The organism is Pseudomonas sp. BW7P1, assembly GCF_024981055.1.
Classification (GTDB): Bacteria; Pseudomonadota; Gammaproteobacteria; order Pseudomonadales; family Pseudomonadaceae; genus Aquipseudomonas; species Aquipseudomonas bananamidigenes.
The window spans coordinates 3982682-4001752 of the sequence record NZ_CP103374.1 but is presented as its reverse complement, the minus strand read 5'-3'; the positions used below and the strand labels follow the sequence as shown (position 1 = coordinate 4001752).

The following is a 19071-nucleotide window of genomic DNA, read 5'->3' as shown; positions in this document are numbered from 1 at the left end:
CTGCGCATTTGGATCAATAACTTGTCAGTTACGGTCATTGAGTGACAGCGATGCGACTCTTAGGCTGTCGAGCATGACTGACGGGGGACGCAGAGCTCCCGCATTTTCCGTGATCGCTCGCTGTGGAGTTACCGATGACCGCCACTTACCCGCACCTGCTGGCCCCGCTGGACCTGGGATTCACCACGCTGCGCAACCGCACCCTGATGGGGTCGATGCACACCGGCCTGGAAGAGAAGCCGGGCGGCTTCGAGCGCATGGCGGCGTACTTTGCCGAGCGCGCCCGTGGCGGCGTCGGCCTGATGGTGACGGGCGGTATCGGCCCGAACGACGAGGGCGGTGTGTATTCCGGTGCCGCCAAGCTGACCACCGAAGAGGAAGCGCTCAAGCACCGCATCGTCACCCGCGCCGTGCATGAAGCGGGCGGCAAGATCTGCATGCAGATCCTCCATGCCGGCCGTTATGCCTACAGCCCGAAACAGGTCGCACCGAGCGCCATTCAGGCGCCGATCAATCCGTTCAAGCCCAAAGAGCTGGACGAAGAAGGCATCGAGAAGCAGATCAGCGATTTCGTCACCTGCTCGGTACTGGCTCAATCCGCCGAGTACGATGGCGTGGAAATCATGGGTTCGGAAGGCTACTTCATCAACCAGTTCCTCGCGGCCCACACCAACCACCGCACCGACCGTTGGGGCGGCAGCTACGAAAACCGCATGCGCCTGCCGGTGGAAATCGTTCGCCGGGTGCGTGAAGCGGTCGGTCCGAACTTCATCATCATCTTCCGTCTGTCCATGCTCGATCTGGTGGAAGGCGGCAGCACCTGGGAAGAAATCGTCACATTGGCCAAAGCGATCGAGCAGGCCGGTGCGACGATTATCAACACCGGTATCGGCTGGCACGAAGCGCGGATTCCGACCATCGCCACCAAAGTGCCGCGTGCAGCCTTCACCAAGGTCACGGCCAAATTGCGTGGCTCGGTGAATATCCCGCTGATCACCACCAACCGCATCAACACCCCGGAAGTCGCCGAGCAGATCCTCGCCGAAGGCGATGCCGACATGGTGTCGATGGCCCGGCCGTTCCTTGCCGACCCGGACTTCGTCAACAAGGCCGCCGCCGGCCGTGCCGATGAAATCAACACCTGCATCGGCTGCAACCAGGCCTGCCTGGACCACACCTTTGGCGGCAAACTCACCAGTTGCCTGGTCAACCCGCGTGCCTGCCACGAGACTGAACTCAACTACCTGCCGGTCAAGCAGATCAAGAAGATTGCCGTGGTCGGTGCCGGCCCGGCGGGTCTGTCCGCCGCGACCGTGGCCGCCGAGCGTGGGCATCAGGTGACGCTGTTCGATTCGGCCAGCGAGATCGGTGGCCAGTTCAACGTCGCCAAGCGTGTGCCGGGCAAGGAAGAGTTCTACGAAACCCTGCGCTACTTCAAACGCAAACTGCAGACCACCAACGTCGAGGTGTGCCTGAACACCCGCGTCGACGTGGCAAAACTGGTGGAGGGCGGGTACGACGAAGTCATTCTGGCCACCGGCATTGTGCCGCGAGTGCCGGCGATTCCGGGTGTCGAAAACGCCAAGGTGCTGAGCTACCTGGATGTGCTGCTCGCGCGCAAACCGGTGGGCAAGCGTGTGGCGGTGATCGGCGCCGGCGGTATCGGTTTCGACGTGTCGGAGTTCCTCGTCCATGAAGGCGTGGCCACCAGTCAGGATCGCGCCGCGTTCTGGAAAGAGTGGGGCATCGATACGAATCTGGAAGCCCGTGGAGGTGTGGCCGGAATCAAGGCTGCACCGCACGCACCGGCCCGGGACGTGTTCCTGCTGCAACGCAAGAAGTCCAAGGTCGGCGACGGTCTGGGCAAGACCACCGGCTGGATTCACCGCACCGGCCTGAAGAACAAGCAGGTGCAGATGCTCAACAGCGTCGAATACCTGAAGATCGACGACGAAGGCCTGCACATCCGCATCGGCGAAACCGGTGAGCCGCAAGTGCTGCCGGTGGACAACATTGTCATTTGCGCCGGCCAGGATCCGCTGCGTGAGCTGCACGACGGCCTGGTGGCTGCCGGGCAGAGCGTACACCTGATCGGTGGCGCCGATGTCGCGGCCGAGCTGGATGCCAAACGTGCGATCAATCAAGGCTCGCGTCTGGCCGCCGAGCTCTGATCCACCCTAGAATGCCGGCTCTTTGCACAGAGCCGGCTTTCATGTTTCTGCCTCCCTCCGACTGGCTGGCCCCAGCCCCCCTCGAACCGCTTCATCTGGACTGGCTCACTGCCGCCGGCATTGAAGTCGCGATCTTGCGTCTGGACCGGATCGATCCGCTGATCAGCGGCAACAAGTGGTTCAAACTCGTCGAACACCTGAAAGCCGCCGACCGTGCGGGTGCGCAAGGCATCATCAGCCTGGGTGGCGCGCATTCCAATCATCTGCACGCACTGGCCGCAGCAGGCAAGCGCCTGGGGTTCGCAACGGTCGGTCTGCTGCGCGGGCATCCGCAGGACACGCCGACGGTCAGGGATCTGCAGGATTTTGGCATGCAGTTGCACTGGCTCGGTTATGGCGGCTATCGGGCGCGACATGAGCCGGGGTTCTGGGAACCTTGGCTGAAGCAATACCCGACGCTGCATCCGGTGCCCGAAGGTGGTGGTGGGTGGCCGGGGGCGCAGGGTTGCGCGTCCTTGAAGGATCAGGTCAGCGCGCAATTGGCGAGGCTGGGTTGGAACAACTTTCACGGGTGGTGGCTGGCCTGTGGCACGGGCACCACGCTGGCCGGTCTGGTATTGGCGCAGGGCAGTCAACGCACGGTGTACGGCGCACTGGCCGTGCCCGACGATCACGGCGTCGCGGCCAATGTCGAAGCGATTGTCGGTGAGGTTGGAGGCTATGAGCTGATCGACGCCAGCCGTGGCGGCTTTGCCAAAGTCGATGCGGCATTGCTTGAGTTCATCGCGCAGACCGAGCAGGTCTGCGGCGTTCCCCTCGAACCGCTGTATACCGGCAAAGCCCTGCTCGCGCTCAAGCAACATATCGAGGCGGGCCGCTTTGCCGGCGGCACGCGACTGATCTTCGTCCACACCGGCGGCTTGCAGGGCCGGCGTGGATTCAGTGGTCAGCCCTGATTGCGCTTGGGCATCATCCGCAGCAGCGTGTTATCGCCTACCACGTAATGGTGATACAGCCCCGCCAATGCATGCAGGCCGATCAGCCAATAGCCGATATTGCCGATCAGCACGTGCCAGTGTTCAACCTGCTTGGCGAAGGCTTTGTCTTCGTGCACCAGCAGCGGCAGGTCGAAACCGTAGAACATCACTTGATGGCCCTCGGCGCTGGTGATCAGCCAGCCGAGGATCGGCATGGCGATCATGAACAGGTACAGCGCCCAGTGCATCAGTCGGGCGAGCGTGGTCTGCCACAGTGGCGAAGCCGGGAAGATCTTCGGCGCCGGGCCGATGCTGCGTGCCAGCAGGCGAAACCACACCAGCACGAACACGGTCAGTCCCAGCATGTAGTGCACTTCACGGATCAGCGAGCGGCCACCACTGCCCTTGGGGAAGATGCCACGCAATTCCATGCTGGCGTATACCAGCACCAACAGCACCAGCATCAACCAGTGCAACAGGACTGACACGGTGCTGTAGCGTGATTCTGAACTTGTCCACGGCATACGGTATTTCCTCACGGATCAGGGTCGAAACGTGCCGTTCTTGAGCGACGGCATGCTTTAACTGTAATCCGCTTTGGCCGATTTGCGCGTGTCTGAAAATGCTTTCATTACGCGAAATCAGCAGTTTGCCCATAAAAAAACGCCAGTGTCGGGCAGACACCGGCGTTTTTCTTTGCCGCAGGCCGCGCAATCAGCTGCTTTGTGGCATCTCGCCGCTGGCCAGGCGTTTGTTGATGTCGGCGATCACTTCCGGCAAATCGCTGATGGTGTCGATCATGTAGTGAGGACGCGAGCCTTCGAACAGTGCATGAATGCGCTTGCGTTCGCTGGCCAGTGCGTCGCTGCCCAGTGCGCGGAAGCCTTCGTAGTCCAGACCCAGTGCATTGCCGGAGCAGATCAGCGCCACCGTCCACATTCCGGCGCGGCGACCTTCGAGGATTCCCGGCACGGTATCGTCGATCTTCACGCAGGCGGCGACATCGTCGATACCCAGCGCAATCACGTTGGCCAGGGCCTGAGCCGGCCATGGTCGGCCGTTCGGCACTTCGTCGGTGGCCACGACGTGATCGGCGACGTAGCCATTGGTGGCAGCCAGCGCCACGACTTTGTCCATCACTTGTTTCGGGTAGCCCGAGCATGAGCCGATCTTGATCCCTTGCCGGCGCAGGTTGGCGATGGTCTCCAGCGCGCCGGGAATCAGCGCCGAGTGCTCGGCGATCTTCTCGATCTGCAACGGCATGAAGCGGTTGTAGATCGCGGTCACGTCATCGTCGGTCGGGGTGCGACCGAACACTTTGCGATAGCGCTCGGCAACCTGCGGCAGGTCGCACAGGGTGCGGATGTGATCCCACTTGCCCATGCCCATCGGGCCGCGAGCCTCTTCGATGGAGACCTGAACATCGAATTCGGCGAAGGCTTCGACGAAGATCTGGGTCGGGGCGAAAGAACCGAAATCGACGACGGTGCCGGCCCAGTCGAGGATGGCGGCTTGCAGCTTGGTAGGGTTGTTGTAGTTCATGGCAGAAATTCCTGTGAGAACAAGCAATTCGGAGTTCGCTGTCCCTGTGGGAGCGGGCTTTGTGGTGTTGCTTAAATTTCCAGCACTTCCATCTCGCGCAGCACTTCACCCACCGCCGCGACGGCTTCGCGCATCTGCGCCGGGGTGACGTGGCCGATGCAGCCGACGCGGAAGGTTTCGACCTGGGTCAGCTTGCCGGGGTAGAGGATGTAACCCTTGGCCTTGACCCGTTCGTAGAAATCCTTGAACTGGTAGCGCGGATCTTTCGGTGCGTGAAAGGTCGCGATGATCGGCGCCTGAATCGCGGCGGGCAGGAAGCTGCGCAGGCCGAGTTTGCCCATCTCTTCCATCAGCGCCTGGCAGTTGGCGGCGTAACGCGCATGTCGTGCCGGCAGGCCGCCTTCTTCGTTGTATTGCAGCAGGGCTTCGTGCAGTGCGGCGACCACGTGAGTCGGCGGGGTGAAGCGCCACTGGCCGGTCTTCTGCATGTAGTTGTGCTGATCGAACAGGTCCATCGCCAGTGAATGAGCGTTTCCGGCGGCCGCCGCCAGGGATTCCTTGCGGGCAAATACGAAGCCCATGCCCGGCACGCCTTCCAGGCATTTACCGGAGGCGGCGATCAGTGCATCGAACGGGACTTTCCGGGCATCCACCGGCAGCGCACCAAAGGAACTCATGGCATCGATGATCAGGCGTTTGCCCTGTTGCTCGACGATTTGGGCGATTTCCGGCAGCGGGTTGAGGATGCCGGTGCTGGTTTCGCAGTGGATCAGTGCGACGTGGGTAATGGCCGTGTCGGCGCACAGCAGGCGCTCGACGTCGGCGGCGGTGGTCGGCTCGTCCTCGGCGGTTTCAAAGGTGCTGAACGAGCGACCGAGCACTTCGCAGATTTTCGCCAGACGCTTGCCGTAGGCGCCGTTGATCAGCACCAGTACCTTGCCGTCGCGGGGGACGAGGGTGCCGATGGCGGCTTCGACGGCGAACGTGCCGCTGCCCTGCAAAGGCACGCAGTGGTGGGTGTCGGCGCCGTTGATGATCGCCAGCAGTTGCTCACAGAGGCTGGCGGTCAGCTTATTGAAGCGGTCATCCCATGAACCCCAGTCGACCATCATCGCCTGGCGGGTGCGGGCCGAGGTGGTCAACGGGCCGGGAGTGAGCAGGATGGGTGCGGCAGTACTCATTCGTGTGTCCTCGCGATAGCGCTGTGGGATGAAGCTACGGGGCATACGTTGCAATTCGGCGGATCATCAATCAAATTGTTTGTTGTTATGCCAGCCATCAGTGAGGGTTATTCATGAACCTGTTCCAGCTCCGCGCCTTCGACGCCGTGGCCCGGGAAGGCAGCTTCACCCGTGCCGCCGCACGCCTGTTCATCAGCCAACCGGCGGTCACCGGGCACATCAAGGCGCTGGAGGAGCACTATCAGATCACCCTGTTGCGACGGACGGCACGTCGGGTCGAACTGACAGAGGAGGGCACCAAACTGGCGGCGATCACCCGGGCGATGTTCGGCATGGCCGAAGAGGCCCAGGCGCTGCTCGAAGCCAATCGTCAATTGCTCAGCGGACGTCTCGAAGTGGCGGCGGACGGCCCGCACCTGGTCATGCCGATGCTTGCCAGCCTGCGGGCGAGGTATCCCGGCATCACGGTGAATCTGCGTTTGGGCAATGCCCAGGAAACCCTGGCGGCACTGTTGTCGGAACATGCAGACGTGGCCGTGTTGACCGAGGTCGAACCGCGCAAGGGGCTGCACTTGCAGGCGCTGAATGAATCGCGAATCTGTGCGCTGGTGCCGGCGGGGCATTCCTGGGCGACACGCCGTGGTGAAGTCAGCCTCAAGGAGCTGGATCAGGTGATCATGGTCCTGCGCGAGCCGAGTTCGATTACCCGTCGCACCTTCGATCAGGCCTGTGCGCAGGCATCGGTCAATCCACGGGTGTTGCTGGAGCTCGATAGCCGCGAGGCCGTGACCGAAGCGGTGGCGGCTGAGCTGGGGGTTGGCGTGGTGTCATCGGTGGAGGTCAGTCATGACCCCCGAGTCGTCGCGATTCCCATTGCGGGAGAAGGGTTGGTCAATCGGCACATGATCGGCTGCGTGGAGCGGCGGCGGGAGTTACGGTTGATTCAGGCGTTTTTCGGGTTGGCCCCGGTCTGAACAAGACTCTCGCGCACCATCTCAAGAAACGTCGCCACCACTCGCCGCGAACGCTGCTCGCGCAGGCACACCAGTGTCTCGGTCAACCGCCGGGTGCAATCGGTGATCGGCAGTGCGCAGACCCGCGCGTCCGCACCAAACTCCGCTGCCGACACCACCCCCACGCCAATCCCCACAACCACGGCTTCCCGCGCCGCTTCCCGACCTTCCACCTGGATCGCCGGGCGGATGCGGAAACCGGCGCGGGCCATTTCTTCTTCCAGGGTCTGGCGGGTGACCGAGCCGTGTTCGCGCAGCACCAGCGGTGTGTCGTCCAGATCCTGCAGGCAGATCGATTCGCGCGTGGCCCATGGATGATGGCGCGAGACAAATGCCACCATCGGATCATTGCGCAGCGGTACGCACAGCAAGCGTTCATCGCTGACATCGCGCCCGAGCAACGCCAGATCGGCCTGATAGTTGAACAGGCGAAACAGCGATTCATCGGTATTACCGGTCTCGATTTTCACGCTGATTCCCGGATAGCGCTCGCAGAACCGCGCAATCTGCGGCAACACGTGCACCGGCGCATCCACCGCCAAAATCAGACTGCCGGTCTGCAGGGCCTGGGATTCCTGCAACAACTCCTGGGCTTCGGCTTCGACCACGAACAGGCGCTGGGTAATTGCCAGCAAACGTTCGCCCAAGTCAGTCAGGCGCACCGAACGTTTGTTGCGATGGAACAGCAACACGCCGAAGCGTTCTTCCAGCTTGCGCACCTGGTCGGAAATCGCCGGTTGCGTCAGGTAAAGCCGCTCGGCGGCCTTGGTGAAGCTTCCGTGCACGGCGACGGCATGAAAGGCTTTGAGCTGGGCGTGGGACACCGACATGGCTGACCTCGGTAACAAGCGGAGCTTATGTGTGAAATACGATAAATCGATTTTATTTATTAAACAGTAATTGCTTTGATCCGCTCACGCCAACGCTGACTGCCCGGTCGGGCAGCCACGCTGGCCATGGGCCTGTGCGTGCAACAGCAGGGCTCATCTGACCGGTATCGCCGAAGGGACGGGCTGATATCGCAGTGCTCAACAATAAAAAACACAGGCGTTTACTTAACGATTCTGCCGGCACACTCACACCCTGAGGTCAGAACCACAATGAACAAGCACATCGGCACCCTTGCGCGTTGGCGCATGCAGATCTTCGCTGTCACCTGGCTCGCTTACGCCGCGTTCTATTTCACCCGCAAAGCCTTTTCGGTGGCCAAACTGGGCATCGCCGAAGACCCGGGTTTCACCCTCGACAAAATGGCCATGGCCAATCTCGATGCAATTTATCTGGCGGCCTACGCCATCGGGCAATTCACCTGGGGCATGCTCGCCGACCGCTTCGGCCCTAGGGTCGTGGTGCTCGGTGGCTTGCTGATATCCGCCGCTGCGGCGTTGGTGATGGGCAGTTTCGCGACCTTGCCGATCTTTGCCACCTGCATGCTGATTCAGGGCCTGGCGCAGTCCACCGGCTGGTCGGGCCTGTGCAAGAACCTCGGCAGCTTCTTCCCCGCCGAACAGCGCGGGCGAGTGCTCGGGTTATGGAGTTCCTGCTACGCCTTCGGTGGCCTGGTGGCCTCACCGTTCGCCGGTTGGTGGGCTTACACGCTGATCGGCAGCTGGCATGCGGCGTTCATTTCCAGTGCGGCTGTTGTGGCCGTGGTGGCGCTGTTGTTCTTCATCTTTCAGCGCAACAAACCGGAAGACGTCGGACTGCCCGCCGTGGAGCCGGAGCCGGAACGCAGTGCCGAGCAAACCGCTGCCGACAGCAAGCTCAGTGTCTGGGAACCGCTCAAGGAAATCCTGCGCAACCGCACGGTGCTGGTGCTGGGGCTGGCTTACTTTCTGCTGAAACCTGCGCGTTACGCGATTCTGTTGTGGGGCCCGGTGATCGTCTTCGAGCAGATGCCGGCAGTCGGCAAGGTTGGCGCGGCGATCATTCCGACTGCGTTTGAACTGGCCGGGCTGCTCGGGCCGATCATGATCGGTCTGGCCTCGGACAAACTGTTCGGCGCCCGGCGCATGCCGGCCTGCGTGTTGAGCCTGCTGGCGCTGACCGTGACGCTGGCGCTGTTCATGGGGGCCTTGCACACCGGCAGCGTGTTGCTGGTGGTGGCCTTGCTCTTTGTCATGGGCCTGACCCTGTACGGCCCGGATTCGATGATCAGCGGCGCGGCCGCCATCGATTTCGGCAAGGCCAGGGCGGGCGCCACGGCGGCGGGATTCGTCAACGGTTGCGGCTCGGTCGGCGCGGTGCTCGGCGGGTTGCTGCCGGGCTACTTCGATTCGGTGACGGTGTTCATCGTGTTCGCCGGTTGTGCGCTGTTTTCCGCGCTGGTGTTGATTCCGCACTGGAACAGTCGCCCGGTCGGTGTCATGGAACCCCGTGCCTCGGTGCCCAATCGGGCCCTGACCATCAAACCCCTGCGCAACTGAATCAACCCTGCCTCGCGACCTGCTGCGGCATTCGCGGCAGGCTGTGCCATGGCCGACTGACTGGAGAATGTTCATGAGACCGTTTTGGCTGGAGCAGGCCTTGCAGCTCGATACATCCGGGCCTTGCGCGCCGCTGCAAGGCGATGTGCGCACCGACGTGTGCATCGTCGGCGGCGGTTACACCGGGTTGTGGACCGCGATCATGCTCAAGCAGCAGAACCCCGAACTCGATGTGTTGCTGATCGAAGCCGACATCTGCGGCGCCGGCGCCAGTGGGCGCAATGGCGGTTGTGCGCTGTCGTGGTCGGCGAAGTATTTCACCCTGGAGCGGCTGTTCGGCGTCGAAGAGGCGGTACGGCTGGTCAAGGAGTCCGAGCGCAGCATCCATGCCATCGGCGAGTTCTGCGAGCACTACGGTGTCGAGGCCGATTACCGCCTCGACGGTACGCTCTACACCGCCACCAATCAGGCGCAATGCGGCTCGACCGATGCGGTGATTGCGGCACTCGAGCGCAGCGGCATCAACTCGTTCACCCAACGTCCCGTTGCCGATGTCCGGCGTATGGCCGGCTCCGACAAGCATCTGGAAGGCTGGTTCTCGCCGGCAGCCGCCAGTGTGCAGCCGGGCAAACTGGTGCGTGGCTTGCGTCGGGTGGCGCTGCAACTGGGCGTCAGGATCCATGAAAACACCGCGATGACCGGACTGGAGGAAGGGCGTCCGGCGCGCCTTCATACGACCGGTGGGCGTGTGGTCGCCGATCGCGTGGTGCTGGCGATGAATGCCTGGATGGCCCGTGCTTTTGCACAGTTCGAGCGCAGTGTGGCGATCGTTTCCAGCGACATGCTGATCACCGAACCGCGTCCGGAGCTGTTGCAGGAAGTCGGCCTGACCAGCGGCGTGACCGTGCTGGATTCGCGGATTTTCGTGCATTACTACCACAACACTCCGGACGGCCGGCTCATGCTCGGCAAGGGGGGCAACACCTTCGCTTACGGTGGGCGAATGTTGCCGGTATTCGACCGGCCATCGCCATACGCCGGGTTGCTCAAGCGCAGTCTCGACGACTTCTTCCCGGCCTTCGCCGATGTAAAGGTCGACGCGACATGGAACGGCCCTTCAGATCGTTCGGTCACCGGTCTGCCATTTTTCGGTCAGATGAGCGCCAGCGGCAATGTGTTCTACGGTTTCGGTTATTCCGGCAGTGGCGTCGGACCGTGCCACATGGGCGGACAGATTCTCGCCTCGCTGGTGCAAGGTCTCGACAACCCCTGGACGCGTTCGCCGCTGGTCAACGGGCCGCTGGGCTATTTTCCGCCGGAGCCGATCCGCTATCTGGGTTCCTTGATGGTGCGCAACGCAATTCGTCGCAAGGAACGCGCCGAGGACCACGGACGGCGTCCTCGGCATCTGGATGTACGCCTGGCGAAATTCGCAGCGGCTGCGGGCAAGGCCGACAAGGCCTGAACATCAGGCTGAAGGCGGGGTGCGGTTGAGCAGCCAGTCGAGCAGCAGATCGTCATCGAGCGGCTCCGACGGTGGCTGCGTCGCACGAACGTGGCCGACGTCCAGGCACAGGATCGGGCGGTCCGGATCGCTGTCGAGGAAACTCACCCAGACTTCACTGCCGGCGCGAGGCAGTGCTTCCCGAGTGATCGGGCTGCCACCTCCAACCATGGCAATCGCCAGCCATAACCCGTCATCGTCGGCATTCACGCTCTGTCGAGGCCATAACCGGACAGCGATTCGTCCCTGATCGTCCAATTGCGGCGGCTGCCCGGCCGGGCCAAGAACCCGGGCCGGGTGATACCCCGGAATGCTCGGGCGCGGTTGTCGAAGTGCAGGCCGGAACTCGGTCTGCCATGGCTGTGCGGTGAAGTCGTTGTGGTAGCGACGGGATGCAGGTGTCGTGTCGAGAATCGAAGGTTGTTGTCCCTGATGATGTAACTCGGTAAGCAGCCATTGGTCATTGAACCCACCCACCGGATGATCTGTAACCTGCAGCAGACGGCCACTGAGTAACCGGGTGCAGTCGCTGCGGCCATGGAGACATCGATACCGGCAACGCTGGCGTTCCAGTTGACGCCGGCTGCGTTGATCGGCGTAGCGTTGCTCGCTCGTCGCAATGCCGTGCACGGGCAGCGGGTCTCCCGGTGGATGATTGGCAGCCTCGTCAGCATTGCTCAAGTACCCTCGATCACGGACGCCGGGCGAGATTTGCACCATGACCGCATCGTGACGCTGAAACAGAGAACTGAGGGCGGGCGACGGCGGCTCCGGTTCCATGCTGAAGGGGACCGGCACCGCTTGCTGCGCCAGGCTCAGACTGTCATCGGCGAACACAACGACATGGCCGTCCGGTCGGTGTTCGAAGTGATAGTGGATGCCTTCCTCTTCGCACAAGCGCTGCAACAGCGCCAGGTCCGATTCGTCGTACTGGATGCAGAACGGGCGCGGCGGGTAGTGGCCTGTCGTCAGGTCGAACCGGTAACTGTGCGCGGGCAGACGATGCTCGACGAGCAGTTGCTCAAGAATGTCCGGAACGCTGGATCGGGTGAACACCCGGCGCCGGGGCTGCTGTTGCAGTTGCAGCAAGTGGGGGCCCAGCACCAGCCGGTAGCCGACTCGATGGGCACCGCGATGTTCGCAACTGGCACTGTGCAGGGTGCCGTGAATGCCATGATCCTCCCCCATGTGCAGATAGGCGGGCCGATACAGCAGGGTAGCCGGGGCCAGGGGCGGGGCCAGTCCAATGACGTCTATCTCGAAGCGGAAGGGCCGGTTCAGTGCTTCATGGCCGCGAAACCGCTGCACCGGCAGGCTCAGACCACCCTCGATGAGGGTCAAAGTGAAGGGACTTTCCTTGTCATTGAGCATTCGTACGGGCTCTGTCGGGTAATACGGGCGGCAGAGGGTACGAAACCACGGCGGGAAAGGGGAATTGGAAAGCGGTTTTTCAGAATCGCCCTACAAGGTGCGTAGAAGATGTCGACAGCAGCGGATTTTTTGGTCGATTGCCGACTTTAGGCCGTATAAACTTGGCGCCACGCGTCGGCCAATAGATGTCTCGGCGCCACAGATCAAGAGAGTGAGTAATGGGCGCACAGTGGAAGGTTAAACACAAAGAAGCGGCAGCCAACGCCAAGGGCAAGATCTTCGGCAAGCTGGTGAAAGAAATCACCATCGCGGCCCGCAACGGTGCCGATACCGCCACCAACGCACACCTGCGTCTGGTGGTCGAACAGGCCAAGAAAGCCTCGATGCCCAAGGAAACCCTGGATCGCGCGATCAAGAAAGGCGCGGGCCTGCTGGGCGAGACCGTTCAGTACCATCGCGTGACTTACGAAGGTTTCGCGCCGCATCAGGTCCCGCTGATCGTCGAGTGCGTCACCGACAACATCAACCGTACCGTGGCGGAAATCCGCGTGGCGTTCCGCAAGGGCCAACTGGGCGCATCCGGCTCGGTGTCCTGGGACTTCAACCACGTCGGCATGATCGAAGCCACGCCGGACACCCCGGACGCTGATCCGGAACTGGCCGCGATCGAAGCCGGTGCGCAGGACTTCGAAGCGGGCGAAGACGGTGCGACCTTGTTCCTGACCGACCCGACCGATCTGGACGCCGTTCAGAAAGCCCTGCCGGAACAAGGCTTCACCGTGCTGTCGGCCAAGCTGGGCTATCAGCCGAAGAACCCGGTCAGCGGCCTGACCGACGAGCAGATGGCAGAAGTCGAAGCGTTCCTCGAAGGCCTCGACAACCACGACGACGTGCAGAACATGTACATCGGCCTGGTCGGTTGATCTTGTCGCAAAGCTGAACTGTGGCGAGGGAGCTTGCTCCCGCTCGACTGCGCAGCAGTCGCCGCAATCGGAATGGTTTCGCCATCCAGCGGGAGCCAGCGCCCTCGCCACAGGTTTGTGTTCACAGGTTTCGCAATTGCTCCACCACTTCAGCGAACCCCGGCCGCGCCAGCACATCCGGCTGACAGCAGCGCTGTTCCAGTGCCTCCAGTCGCACACGCTGATCCGCACTCAGACCCGAGTCGATTCGCGCCAGCAATTCCCCCAGCAAGATCCCGAACGCCCGCACCTCGAGGCGTTGCAGTGCGCGGGTTTCCAGGTTGTCGGTGGTGGCGTGGAACGAGGCTGCGCCAAAGTCCCCCAGCAGGCAGTCGCCGTCCTCGTTCAACAGAATGTTGTGACCGTACAGGTCGCCATGGGTGATGCCCTGTTGATGCAAATGCTCGGCGACCGACGCGATACCCCGGGCGATGCGCAATGCGACATCGGCACTGAAGCGGCAATCCTCTGCGTAGACATCCCGTGAACAGGACGCCAGGCTCGGCAGCGCGGCGAGGTTGCGATAGCTCGGATCGATCAGTTGCATCACCAGGCCTTGCCGGTCTTCGGGATGATTGCCGATACGACCCTCGACCCGGATCAGATTCGGGTGCAGGCCGGCGGTGATGCAGGCGTTCATCTCGTGCAACGGCGAACCATCGCTGGTCATCTCGCCCTTGTAGAGTTTGACCGCCACCGAGCGTTCAGGCTGACCGGCCGGTTGCCATGTAGCCCTGGAAATCACCCCGGACGCCCCTTCGCCGAGGCGCTGTTGCAGACGCAGGGTCGACCAGTCGATCAACGGGGTGGCTTGCAGTGCGGCGGCATCTGCTTCGGTTTCCAGCGGATTGCCGGCGTAGGCCAGCCAGGTCAGGCTGGGCAGCGTCAGCAGCCATTGCGGCAATTCTGTCAGTTGGTTGGCGGCGATGCGGATCAGTTCCAGTCGATGGCATTGGCTCAACGATGGCGGCAGGGCACGCAGACGGTTGCCGGCGAGCATGAGCTTTTGCAGCAGCGGGCGCTCGCCCAGTTCGTCCGGCAGGGTTTCAATCAGGTTGTCGGTCAGGATCAGCCAGCGCAGCTGCGGTGGCAGGGCCGCGCCGGTCACCCGGGCGATCCGGTTGGCCTTGAAGCCGATCATGCTCAGGGCCTGGCACTGGCCAAGGCACTCGGGCAGTTCGGTGAACCGGTTGTCGGAGCAGAACAGCACGCGCAGATGCGGCAGGCGATGCAAGTCGTCCGGCAGGCTGCTCAACGCATTGCCGCTCAGGTTGAGCACCTCCAGGGTATCGGCAAGGTCGAAGATCTCACGGGGAAATTCGCTCAGGCCTTCGACCAGATCCAGCCGGGTGATGCCCGACAGTTCGCCGGCGCGCAGTTGTGCAAGGGTGTGCATGAAGAGGATCGCTATCGAGAGGGCGTCGTACGCCGGAAATGGCCCGCATGATAACGGCAAATCAGATCGGTTCGTGCGTTTCCGACAATTGTCCCAGACGACTGCGGGTGCGGGCCAGATCAATGGCGTTGCCGGCCAGGCTTTCATGCAGAGGCAGATGCCCGAGCAGCGTCAGGTGTTTGTCCTGGTCGTAGAGCACGTCGATCAGATTGATAAAGCGTTGCTGGACGGCAATCGGGCAGTCGTCCAGCGCCGGCAGTTCCTCGATGACCCAGTGGTCGAAGTGACGACACAGTTCCAGATAATCCATCACTGCCGTGGGTTGCTCACACAACGCATTGAAGGTGAAACCGACACGCCGATTGTCGCGCAGGCGCGCCTGCAGAATCCGGCTGCCCACCGCTATGGACTGCGGCGCGGCATCTTGTGGCGGCAAGTCCAGCGCCTGGCGCTGTGTCGGTGTGGCCGGCCATACGTAATGGCCCTGCGTGAAGACCTGATGCGCGTGGTGACGGGCCAGGCTGCGATAGTCGTGAGGGCCGCCAACTTCCATGACCTGCATGCGGGCGTTGATCAGATCGATCACCGGTTTGAACCGCGCGTGATACAGCGGGTTCGGCAACAGGCCTTCGGGCGGATAATTCGAGGTCACCAGCAGCAGGATGCCGCGCTGGAACAGGGCTTTGTACAACCGGGTGATGAGCATCGCGTCGCCGATGTCATGCACATGGAATTCGTCAAAACACAGCACCCGGCAATCTCGCAACAGTTCGTCGAGTGTGGCGGCGAGGGCATCTTCCTGATCACGATGCCGGAACATGCCCTGATGGAGGTCGGCGAAGAACTGATGGAAATGCAGACGTTGTTTCTGCTGTGTCGGCAAGGCCTGGAAAAAGCCGTCGAGCAACCAGCTCTTGCCGCGTCCCACTGCACCGTGCAAGTACAGACTCGGAGGCGTTTGCGGGGCAGGACCGAACAACAGGCCCGCCTGTTGCGCCATGCAGTCGATCACCCGCTGCTGGCTATGGCTGAGGGTATAGCCCTGGGCATGGGCCTTGTGCCGGAAATAGTCGCGGATCGCCTGAGCGCTGGCGCAATGACCGGCACTGGCAGCATGGGGTATGCCGAACCAACGGCGCAGCACGGAAAAGCGCCGGGACAGACGTGAGGGTTCGGGCGTTCGGGCGGGCACGGTGGAGTCACTCCGTCATGATCAGGCCGGCTCTCCCGGAGCGCGGCGGCGTAGTGTAACCAGATGGGTAGTTTTTCTTCCACTGCGCTTTATCGGCAGGCGCTGCTTTCTGGACAGTAATTTGCTGTGTGTAGAGGTTTTTTCAGCGCCCTGACGTGTTGAATCGACAACTTTTCGAAACATATCCCGCACGGTCAATGGATCCAATCGACTGGCGCAATCGGCGTCCGTTGCTAACCTGAAACACTGTAACGGCAGAGACGCTGTCGCCATCAGGGAACGGACGGTGAATGCAGGGATGGTCTGGGCATTGCTGGGCGGGTTTGCGGCACCGGTGCAGGCCGCCGACCTGCAGGTGGAAGTGCGGGTCGACGTGCAGCGTGGCTGTCAGTTGGTCGGCCGGCAACGTGACGCCGGAATCGAGCAATCGGGTGTCCTCGATTTCGGCAGCACCGCGCGCCTCGACGATCCGGCCGGGCCGCTCGGGGCGGTATTGAACCCTTCGCGGCTGCCGCGCCTGGAATGCAACCCGGACACGCCGTATCAGTTGCGTGTCGACGGCGGACTGCATGGCGGGACCGGCGAAGTGCGTTACATGACGGGCGAGGCGGGGGGCCGGATGATTCCCTATCGTCTGTATCAGGATCCCGCTCGACGGGTGCCGCTGGTGGTGGATGTTCCGGTCAGCGGTCGCGTGCCGGACAGCGGTTCGGTTGAATTGCCGCTGTACGGGCGGATCGAGCGGATGGCCGAGGTGCCGAGAGCCGGTCGCTATTCGGATCTGGTCAAGGTGACCGTCACCTGGTGATCGACCGGCATGATGTGGCATTGACGCGTTCAATGACGAACGCAGTGGACGATCCTCAGGGAGCGGAAGGAGAAAGGATGCAATGACGGGCAAGCACTGGCTGGTCATCACCGCAGGCGCATTGCTGTTTCTCACCGAGGATGCGCAGGCGTCGGTCAACGGGTTGATCCACGCCCGGTTGACCCTGATCGCCGGCTGCGAGGTGACCAACGCATCCTCGCCCGCCAGCCCGGTGGGGGATTTCGGCAAGCTCGACTTCGGTCAGCAGGGGCCGACCTGGAACGCTCCCATCAAGGCCAGTCTGGCCAATGACAGCAGTGGCAGACTCAACGTGGCCTGCAACCCGTCGGTGACCGGTTTCACCGTGACCATTGACGGTGGCACCCATGGCGACGGCAATACCCGTCGCCTGAGCAACGGTCGCCAGACCCTCCCCTATCAACTGTTCCTCGATGCTTCGGGCAGCCAGAGCTACAGCATCGGCCAGCAGCACAATTTCGCGGTCACCAGCGGCGCGCAGATACCGATTCCGGTGTTTGGCACGGTGGTGGCGAACACCCGCGCGGTACCGGCCGGTGTCTATACCGACACCCTGACGGTGACGCTCGACTGGTAAATCGTAGAGGAAGGACACCATGGGTACGATTGCATCAAGGATAGGTCTGTCGCTGCTCGGTCTGACACTGGCCTCCAGTGTCAACGCCGCTACCACGGTCACCGGCCAGATCACCTCCAGCCTGATCCTGATCAGCAGTTGCCAGGTCAACGGCTCGGGCGGTTCCACCGGACTGAACTTCGGTGCGCTGAATTTCGGCACGGCCAACAGCTTGTTCACCACCGCGACCGGACAGGTACTGGGTGGCGGTGGCGGGGCGTTGTCGATTCTCTGCTCCGCCGGCACCACGCCGACGGTCAAGGTGCGCGCCGGTGCCAATGACGGCAAGTCCCCGGGCGGTACCCGAGCGCTGTATGACGGCGTCGCCAACTACGTGCCTTACGACCTGTACACCGATGCCGGGCACTCGCAGTTGCTGGCCATCGACGGTGTGATCAGCCTCGCCGCCAGCACCGGGGTGGCGCAGACCGTGAACATCTACGGGCAGGCGGTGGGCAAGGCCGGTCTGCCGGCGGGCACCTACACCGACACCATTGCCGTTGAACTGACGTTCTAGTGCCATGGGCCGGCGTGGCGGTGCAGCGCTGCTGGTGCTGTGCGCAGGTGCAGTGCCGTTGCCGCTGGCAGCGGTGACCAGTCAGAGTTTTCAAGTCAGTGCGACCATCACGTCGGGCTGTCTGGTGGTGGGCGGTGTGTCGAACTATGGCGGGCTGAATTTCGGGTCGGGTCCGGCCCTGTCCACCGGCACGGTGCAGGTGGCCCTGACCGGTGGCGTGCAGTTGCAATGCACGCCGGGAGTGACGTTGAACATGACGGTCGACGGCGGTCAGTACAACAGCAGTGGCCGACACATGCAGCTCAACAGCGGCAGCGCGCGGGTGGCCTATGCGCTGTTTCGTGACGCCGCCTACAGCCAGAGCCTGGGGATCGGCCAGGCCGTGGCGGTGGCGTACAGCGATGCCAACAACATCAGCCTGCCGATCTACGGTCAGGCGCAATTGCCGGGCAATGTGCCCGGGGGGACGTACAGCGATGTGCTGCAGGTGCAGCTGTCGTGGTGACGAACGGCACAAGGAGCGGGTTATGGGGGAGGTCTCGTCACGGCTGTTACGGGCGGGTTGCGCGATATCAGTGTGGGTTTTGCTGGCAGCGGTCAAGGTGCAGGCGGCCAGTTCCGTGCTGATCTGGCCCATCGATCCGGTGCTGGAGGCGGATCAGCAGGCCAGTGCGTTATGGCTGGAAAACCGCGGCAGTGAAACCGCCAACCTGCAGATCCGTGTATTCGGCTGGAGTCAGAACGGTTACCAGGAGCAGTACCAGAATCAGCGCGACGTGATCGGCAGCCCGCCCGTGGCGAAGATCGAGCCGGGGCAGAAGCAGCTGGTGCGCCTGACCCGGACCCGAGACGTGCCGCCCGGCCAGGAACTGGCTTACCGGATCATCATCGACGAGATTCCTTCGGCGCAGCCACCGGTCGCCGATGCAGGAAAGACCGCGGCGGCCATTCGCTTCCAGATGCGCTATTCGGTGCCGCTGTTCGCCTACGGCGCGGGGCTCTGGGGCAAGGAGGACAGCACCCGCCAGCGTGATCCCAAGGGCATCGGCCTGCCGCAGCTGAGCTGGCGGTCGGTCTCGGTCGATGGCAAGCCCTACGTGGAAGTACGCAATCAGGGAGCGGTGCATGCGCGCCTGACCGATGTCGCGTTCAGGCAGGGCGGGCAAAGCAAACCGTTGGCGGAAGGGTTGTTGGGTTACGTATTGCCTGGCGCGGTGATGCGCTGGCCGGCGCCGGGTTCGGTGACGGGGGAACTGGCGGGCCGGGTCAATGGCGCGGCACAGGTTCAGAGCATTACCCCGGCCAAGTAAGTATTTCGGTCCGCGGATCGGGTAGTGCATGGCCGCCGGGCAAGCG

General features: G+C 62.7%; 18 protein-coding genes. 11 read left to right on the top strand and 7 right to left on the bottom strand.

Annotation, left to right across the window (positions count from 1 at the left end; genetic code table 11):
- The first annotated feature begins 134 nt into the window (after window positions 1-134).
- Window positions 135-2171, top strand: coding sequence for an FAD-dependent oxidoreductase (locus NWV16_RS17925; protein WP_260520142.1), 2037 nt, complete (start codon window positions 135-137; stop codon window positions 2169-2171).
- A 41-nt stretch (window positions 2172-2212) separates the two neighbouring features.
- A complete protein-coding gene (locus NWV16_RS17920) occupies window positions 2213-3127 on the top strand; it encodes a 1-aminocyclopropane-1-carboxylate deaminase/D-cysteine desulfhydrase (RefSeq protein ID WP_260520141.1) in 915 nt (304 codons plus the stop codon).
- Here the strand turns inward: NWV16_RS17920 and NWV16_RS17915 are convergent.
- The 3 genes from NWV16_RS17915 to NWV16_RS17905 form a co-directional block, all read right to left on the bottom strand.
- Window positions 3118-3672, bottom strand: a complete 555-nt coding sequence (locus tag NWV16_RS17915; RefSeq protein WP_260520140.1) for a cytochrome b — start codon at window positions 3670-3672, stop codon at window positions 3118-3120. The genes NWV16_RS17920 and NWV16_RS17915 overlap by 10 nt on opposite strands.
- A gap of 190 nt (window positions 3673-3862) precedes the next feature.
- Window positions 3863-4690, bottom strand: coding sequence for a phosphonoacetaldehyde hydrolase (gene phnX / locus NWV16_RS17910; RefSeq protein WP_260520139.1), 828 nt, complete (start codon window positions 4688-4690; stop codon window positions 3863-3865).
- A 71-nt stretch (window positions 4691-4761) separates the two neighbouring features.
- Window positions 4762-5871: a 2-aminoethylphosphonate--pyruvate transaminase gene (locus NWV16_RS17905; RefSeq protein WP_260520138.1), complete on the bottom strand. Its 1110-nt coding sequence runs from the start codon at window positions 5869-5871 to the stop codon at window positions 4762-4764.
- Window positions 5872-5984: 113 nt separating this feature from the next.
- Between NWV16_RS17905 and NWV16_RS17900 the strand changes: the two genes are divergently transcribed.
- On the top strand, window positions 5985-6845 hold the full coding sequence (locus NWV16_RS17900) for a LysR substrate-binding domain-containing protein (protein ID WP_260520137.1): 861 nt from the start codon (window positions 5985-5987) through the stop codon (window positions 6843-6845).
- Here NWV16_RS17900 and NWV16_RS17895 read toward each other — a convergent pair.
- Window positions 6815-7714: a LysR family transcriptional regulator gene (locus NWV16_RS17895; protein ID WP_260520136.1), complete on the bottom strand. Its 900-nt coding sequence runs from the start codon at window positions 7712-7714 to the stop codon at window positions 6815-6817. The genes NWV16_RS17900 and NWV16_RS17895 overlap by 31 nt on opposite strands.
- A gap of 270 nt (window positions 7715-7984) precedes the next feature.
- Here NWV16_RS17895 and NWV16_RS17890 point away from each other — a divergent pair, with 270 nt between their 5' ends.
- Window positions 7985-9310: an MFS transporter gene (locus NWV16_RS17890; protein WP_260520135.1), complete on the top strand. Its 1326-nt coding sequence runs from the start codon at window positions 7985-7987 to the stop codon at window positions 9308-9310.
- Between the two features lie 67 nt (window positions 9311-9377).
- Complete coding sequence (locus NWV16_RS17885; RefSeq protein WP_260520134.1) at window positions 9378-10775, top strand: FAD-dependent oxidoreductase; 1398 nt, start codon at window positions 9378-9380, stop codon at window positions 10773-10775.
- A 3-nt stretch (window positions 10776-10778) separates the two neighbouring features.
- Here the strand turns inward: NWV16_RS17885 and NWV16_RS17880 are convergent, their stop codons facing one another.
- Window positions 10779-12185, bottom strand: a complete 1407-nt coding sequence (locus NWV16_RS17880) for a type VI secretion system Vgr family protein (protein ID WP_260520133.1) — start codon at window positions 12183-12185, stop codon at window positions 10779-10781.
- A gap of 218 nt (window positions 12186-12403) precedes the next feature.
- Here NWV16_RS17880 and NWV16_RS17875 point away from each other — a divergent pair, with 218 nt between their 5' ends.
- The gene (locus tag NWV16_RS17875) at window positions 12404-13108 is read left to right on the top strand and encodes a YebC/PmpR family DNA-binding transcriptional regulator (RefSeq protein WP_260520132.1); all 705 of its coding nucleotides are present in this window, start codon (window positions 12404-12406) and stop codon (window positions 13106-13108) included.
- A 121-nt stretch (window positions 13109-13229) separates the two neighbouring features.
- Here NWV16_RS17875 and NWV16_RS17870 read toward each other — a convergent pair whose 3' ends face one another.
- On the bottom strand, window positions 13230-14543 hold the full coding sequence (locus NWV16_RS17870) for a protein kinase (RefSeq protein WP_260520131.1): 1314 nt from the start codon (window positions 14541-14543) through the stop codon (window positions 13230-13232).
- Window positions 14544-14604: 61 nt separating this feature from the next.
- On the bottom strand, window positions 14605-15735 hold the full coding sequence (zapE, locus tag NWV16_RS17865; protein ID WP_260520130.1) for a cell division protein ZapE: 1131 nt from the start codon (window positions 15733-15735) through the stop codon (window positions 14605-14607).
- A gap of 298 nt (window positions 15736-16033) precedes the next feature.
- On the opposite strand from zapE, the gene NWV16_RS17860 reads away from it, so the two are divergent.
- The 5 genes from NWV16_RS17860 to NWV16_RS17840 all read left to right on the top strand — a co-directional run bounded on the left by NWV16_RS17860 (window position 16034) and on the right by NWV16_RS17840 (window position 19025).
- Window positions 16034-16543 (top strand): spore coat U domain-containing protein, encoded by a 510-nt coding sequence (locus tag NWV16_RS17860; protein WP_260523551.1) that lies wholly within the window; start codon window positions 16034-16036, stop codon window positions 16541-16543.
- Window positions 16544-16625: 82 nt separating this feature from the next.
- Window positions 16626-17159: a spore coat U domain-containing protein gene (locus NWV16_RS17855; RefSeq protein WP_260520129.1), complete on the top strand. Its 534-nt coding sequence runs from the start codon at window positions 16626-16628 to the stop codon at window positions 17157-17159.
- Window positions 17160-17178: 19 nt separating this feature from the next.
- Window positions 17179-17715 carry a spore coat U domain-containing protein gene (locus tag NWV16_RS17850; RefSeq protein ID WP_065261712.1) on the top strand — a complete coding sequence of 179 codons (537 nt, stop codon included), beginning with the start codon at window positions 17179-17181 and terminating at the stop codon, window positions 17713-17715.
- Window positions 17716-17719: 4 nt separating this feature from the next.
- Complete coding sequence (locus NWV16_RS17845; RefSeq protein WP_260520128.1) at window positions 17720-18220, top strand: spore coat U domain-containing protein; 501 nt, start codon at window positions 17720-17722, stop codon at window positions 18218-18220.
- Between the two features lie 22 nt (window positions 18221-18242).
- Window positions 18243-19025, top strand: coding sequence for a molecular chaperone (locus tag NWV16_RS17840; protein ID WP_260520127.1), 783 nt, complete (start codon window positions 18243-18245; stop codon window positions 19023-19025).
- The last annotated feature ends 46 nt before the right edge of the window (window positions 19026-19071 follow it).

Coding starts and splice junctions, on each gene's coding strand:
- phnX (WP_260520139.1), bottom strand. CDS start 4,690: ATGAACTACAACAACCCTACCAAGCTGCAAGCCGCCATCCTCGACTGG.
- NWV16_RS17855 (WP_260520129.1), top strand. CDS start 16,626: ATGACGGGCAAGCACTGGCTGGTCATCACCGCAGGCGCATTGCTGTTT.
- NWV16_RS17905 (WP_260520138.1), bottom strand. CDS start 5,871: ATGAGTACTGCCGCACCCATCCTGCTCACTCCCGGCCCGTTGACCACC.
- NWV16_RS17925 (WP_260520142.1), top strand. CDS start 135: ATGACCGCCACTTACCCGCACCTGCTGGCCCCGCTGGACCTGGGATTC.
- NWV16_RS17845 (WP_260520128.1), top strand. CDS start 17,720: ATGGGCCGGCGTGGCGGTGCAGCGCTGCTGGTGCTGTGCGCAGGTGCA.
- NWV16_RS17885 (WP_260520134.1), top strand. CDS start 9,378: ATGTTCATGAGACCGTTTTGGCTGGAGCAGGCCTTGCAGCTCGATACA.
- NWV16_RS17920 (WP_260520141.1), top strand. CDS start 2,213: ATGTTTCTGCCTCCCTCCGACTGGCTGGCCCCAGCCCCCCTCGAACCG.
- NWV16_RS17915 (WP_260520140.1), bottom strand. CDS start 3,672: ATGCCGTGGACAAGTTCAGAATCACGCTACAGCACCGTGTCAGTCCTG.
- NWV16_RS17880 (WP_260520133.1), bottom strand. CDS start 12,185: ATGCTCAATGACAAGGAAAGTCCCTTCACTTTGACCCTCATCGAGGGT.
- NWV16_RS17900 (WP_260520137.1), top strand. CDS start 5,985: ATGAACCTGTTCCAGCTCCGCGCCTTCGACGCCGTGGCCCGGGAAGGC.
- NWV16_RS17840 (WP_260520127.1), top strand. CDS start 18,243: ATGGGGGAGGTCTCGTCACGGCTGTTACGGGCGGGTTGCGCGATATCA.
- NWV16_RS17850 (WP_065261712.1), top strand. CDS start 17,179: ATGGGTACGATTGCATCAAGGATAGGTCTGTCGCTGCTCGGTCTGACA.
- NWV16_RS17875 (WP_260520132.1), top strand. CDS start 12,404: ATGGGCGCACAGTGGAAGGTTAAACACAAAGAAGCGGCAGCCAACGCC.
- NWV16_RS17890 (WP_260520135.1), top strand. CDS start 7,985: ATGAACAAGCACATCGGCACCCTTGCGCGTTGGCGCATGCAGATCTTC.
- NWV16_RS17870 (WP_260520131.1), bottom strand. CDS start 14,543: ATGCACACCCTTGCACAACTGCGCGCCGGCGAACTGTCGGGCATCACC.
- NWV16_RS17860 (WP_260523551.1), top strand. CDS start 16,034: ATGGTCTGGGCATTGCTGGGCGGGTTTGCGGCACCGGTGCAGGCCGCC.
- NWV16_RS17895 (WP_260520136.1), bottom strand. CDS start 7,714: ATGTCGGTGTCCCACGCCCAGCTCAAAGCCTTTCATGCCGTCGCCGTG.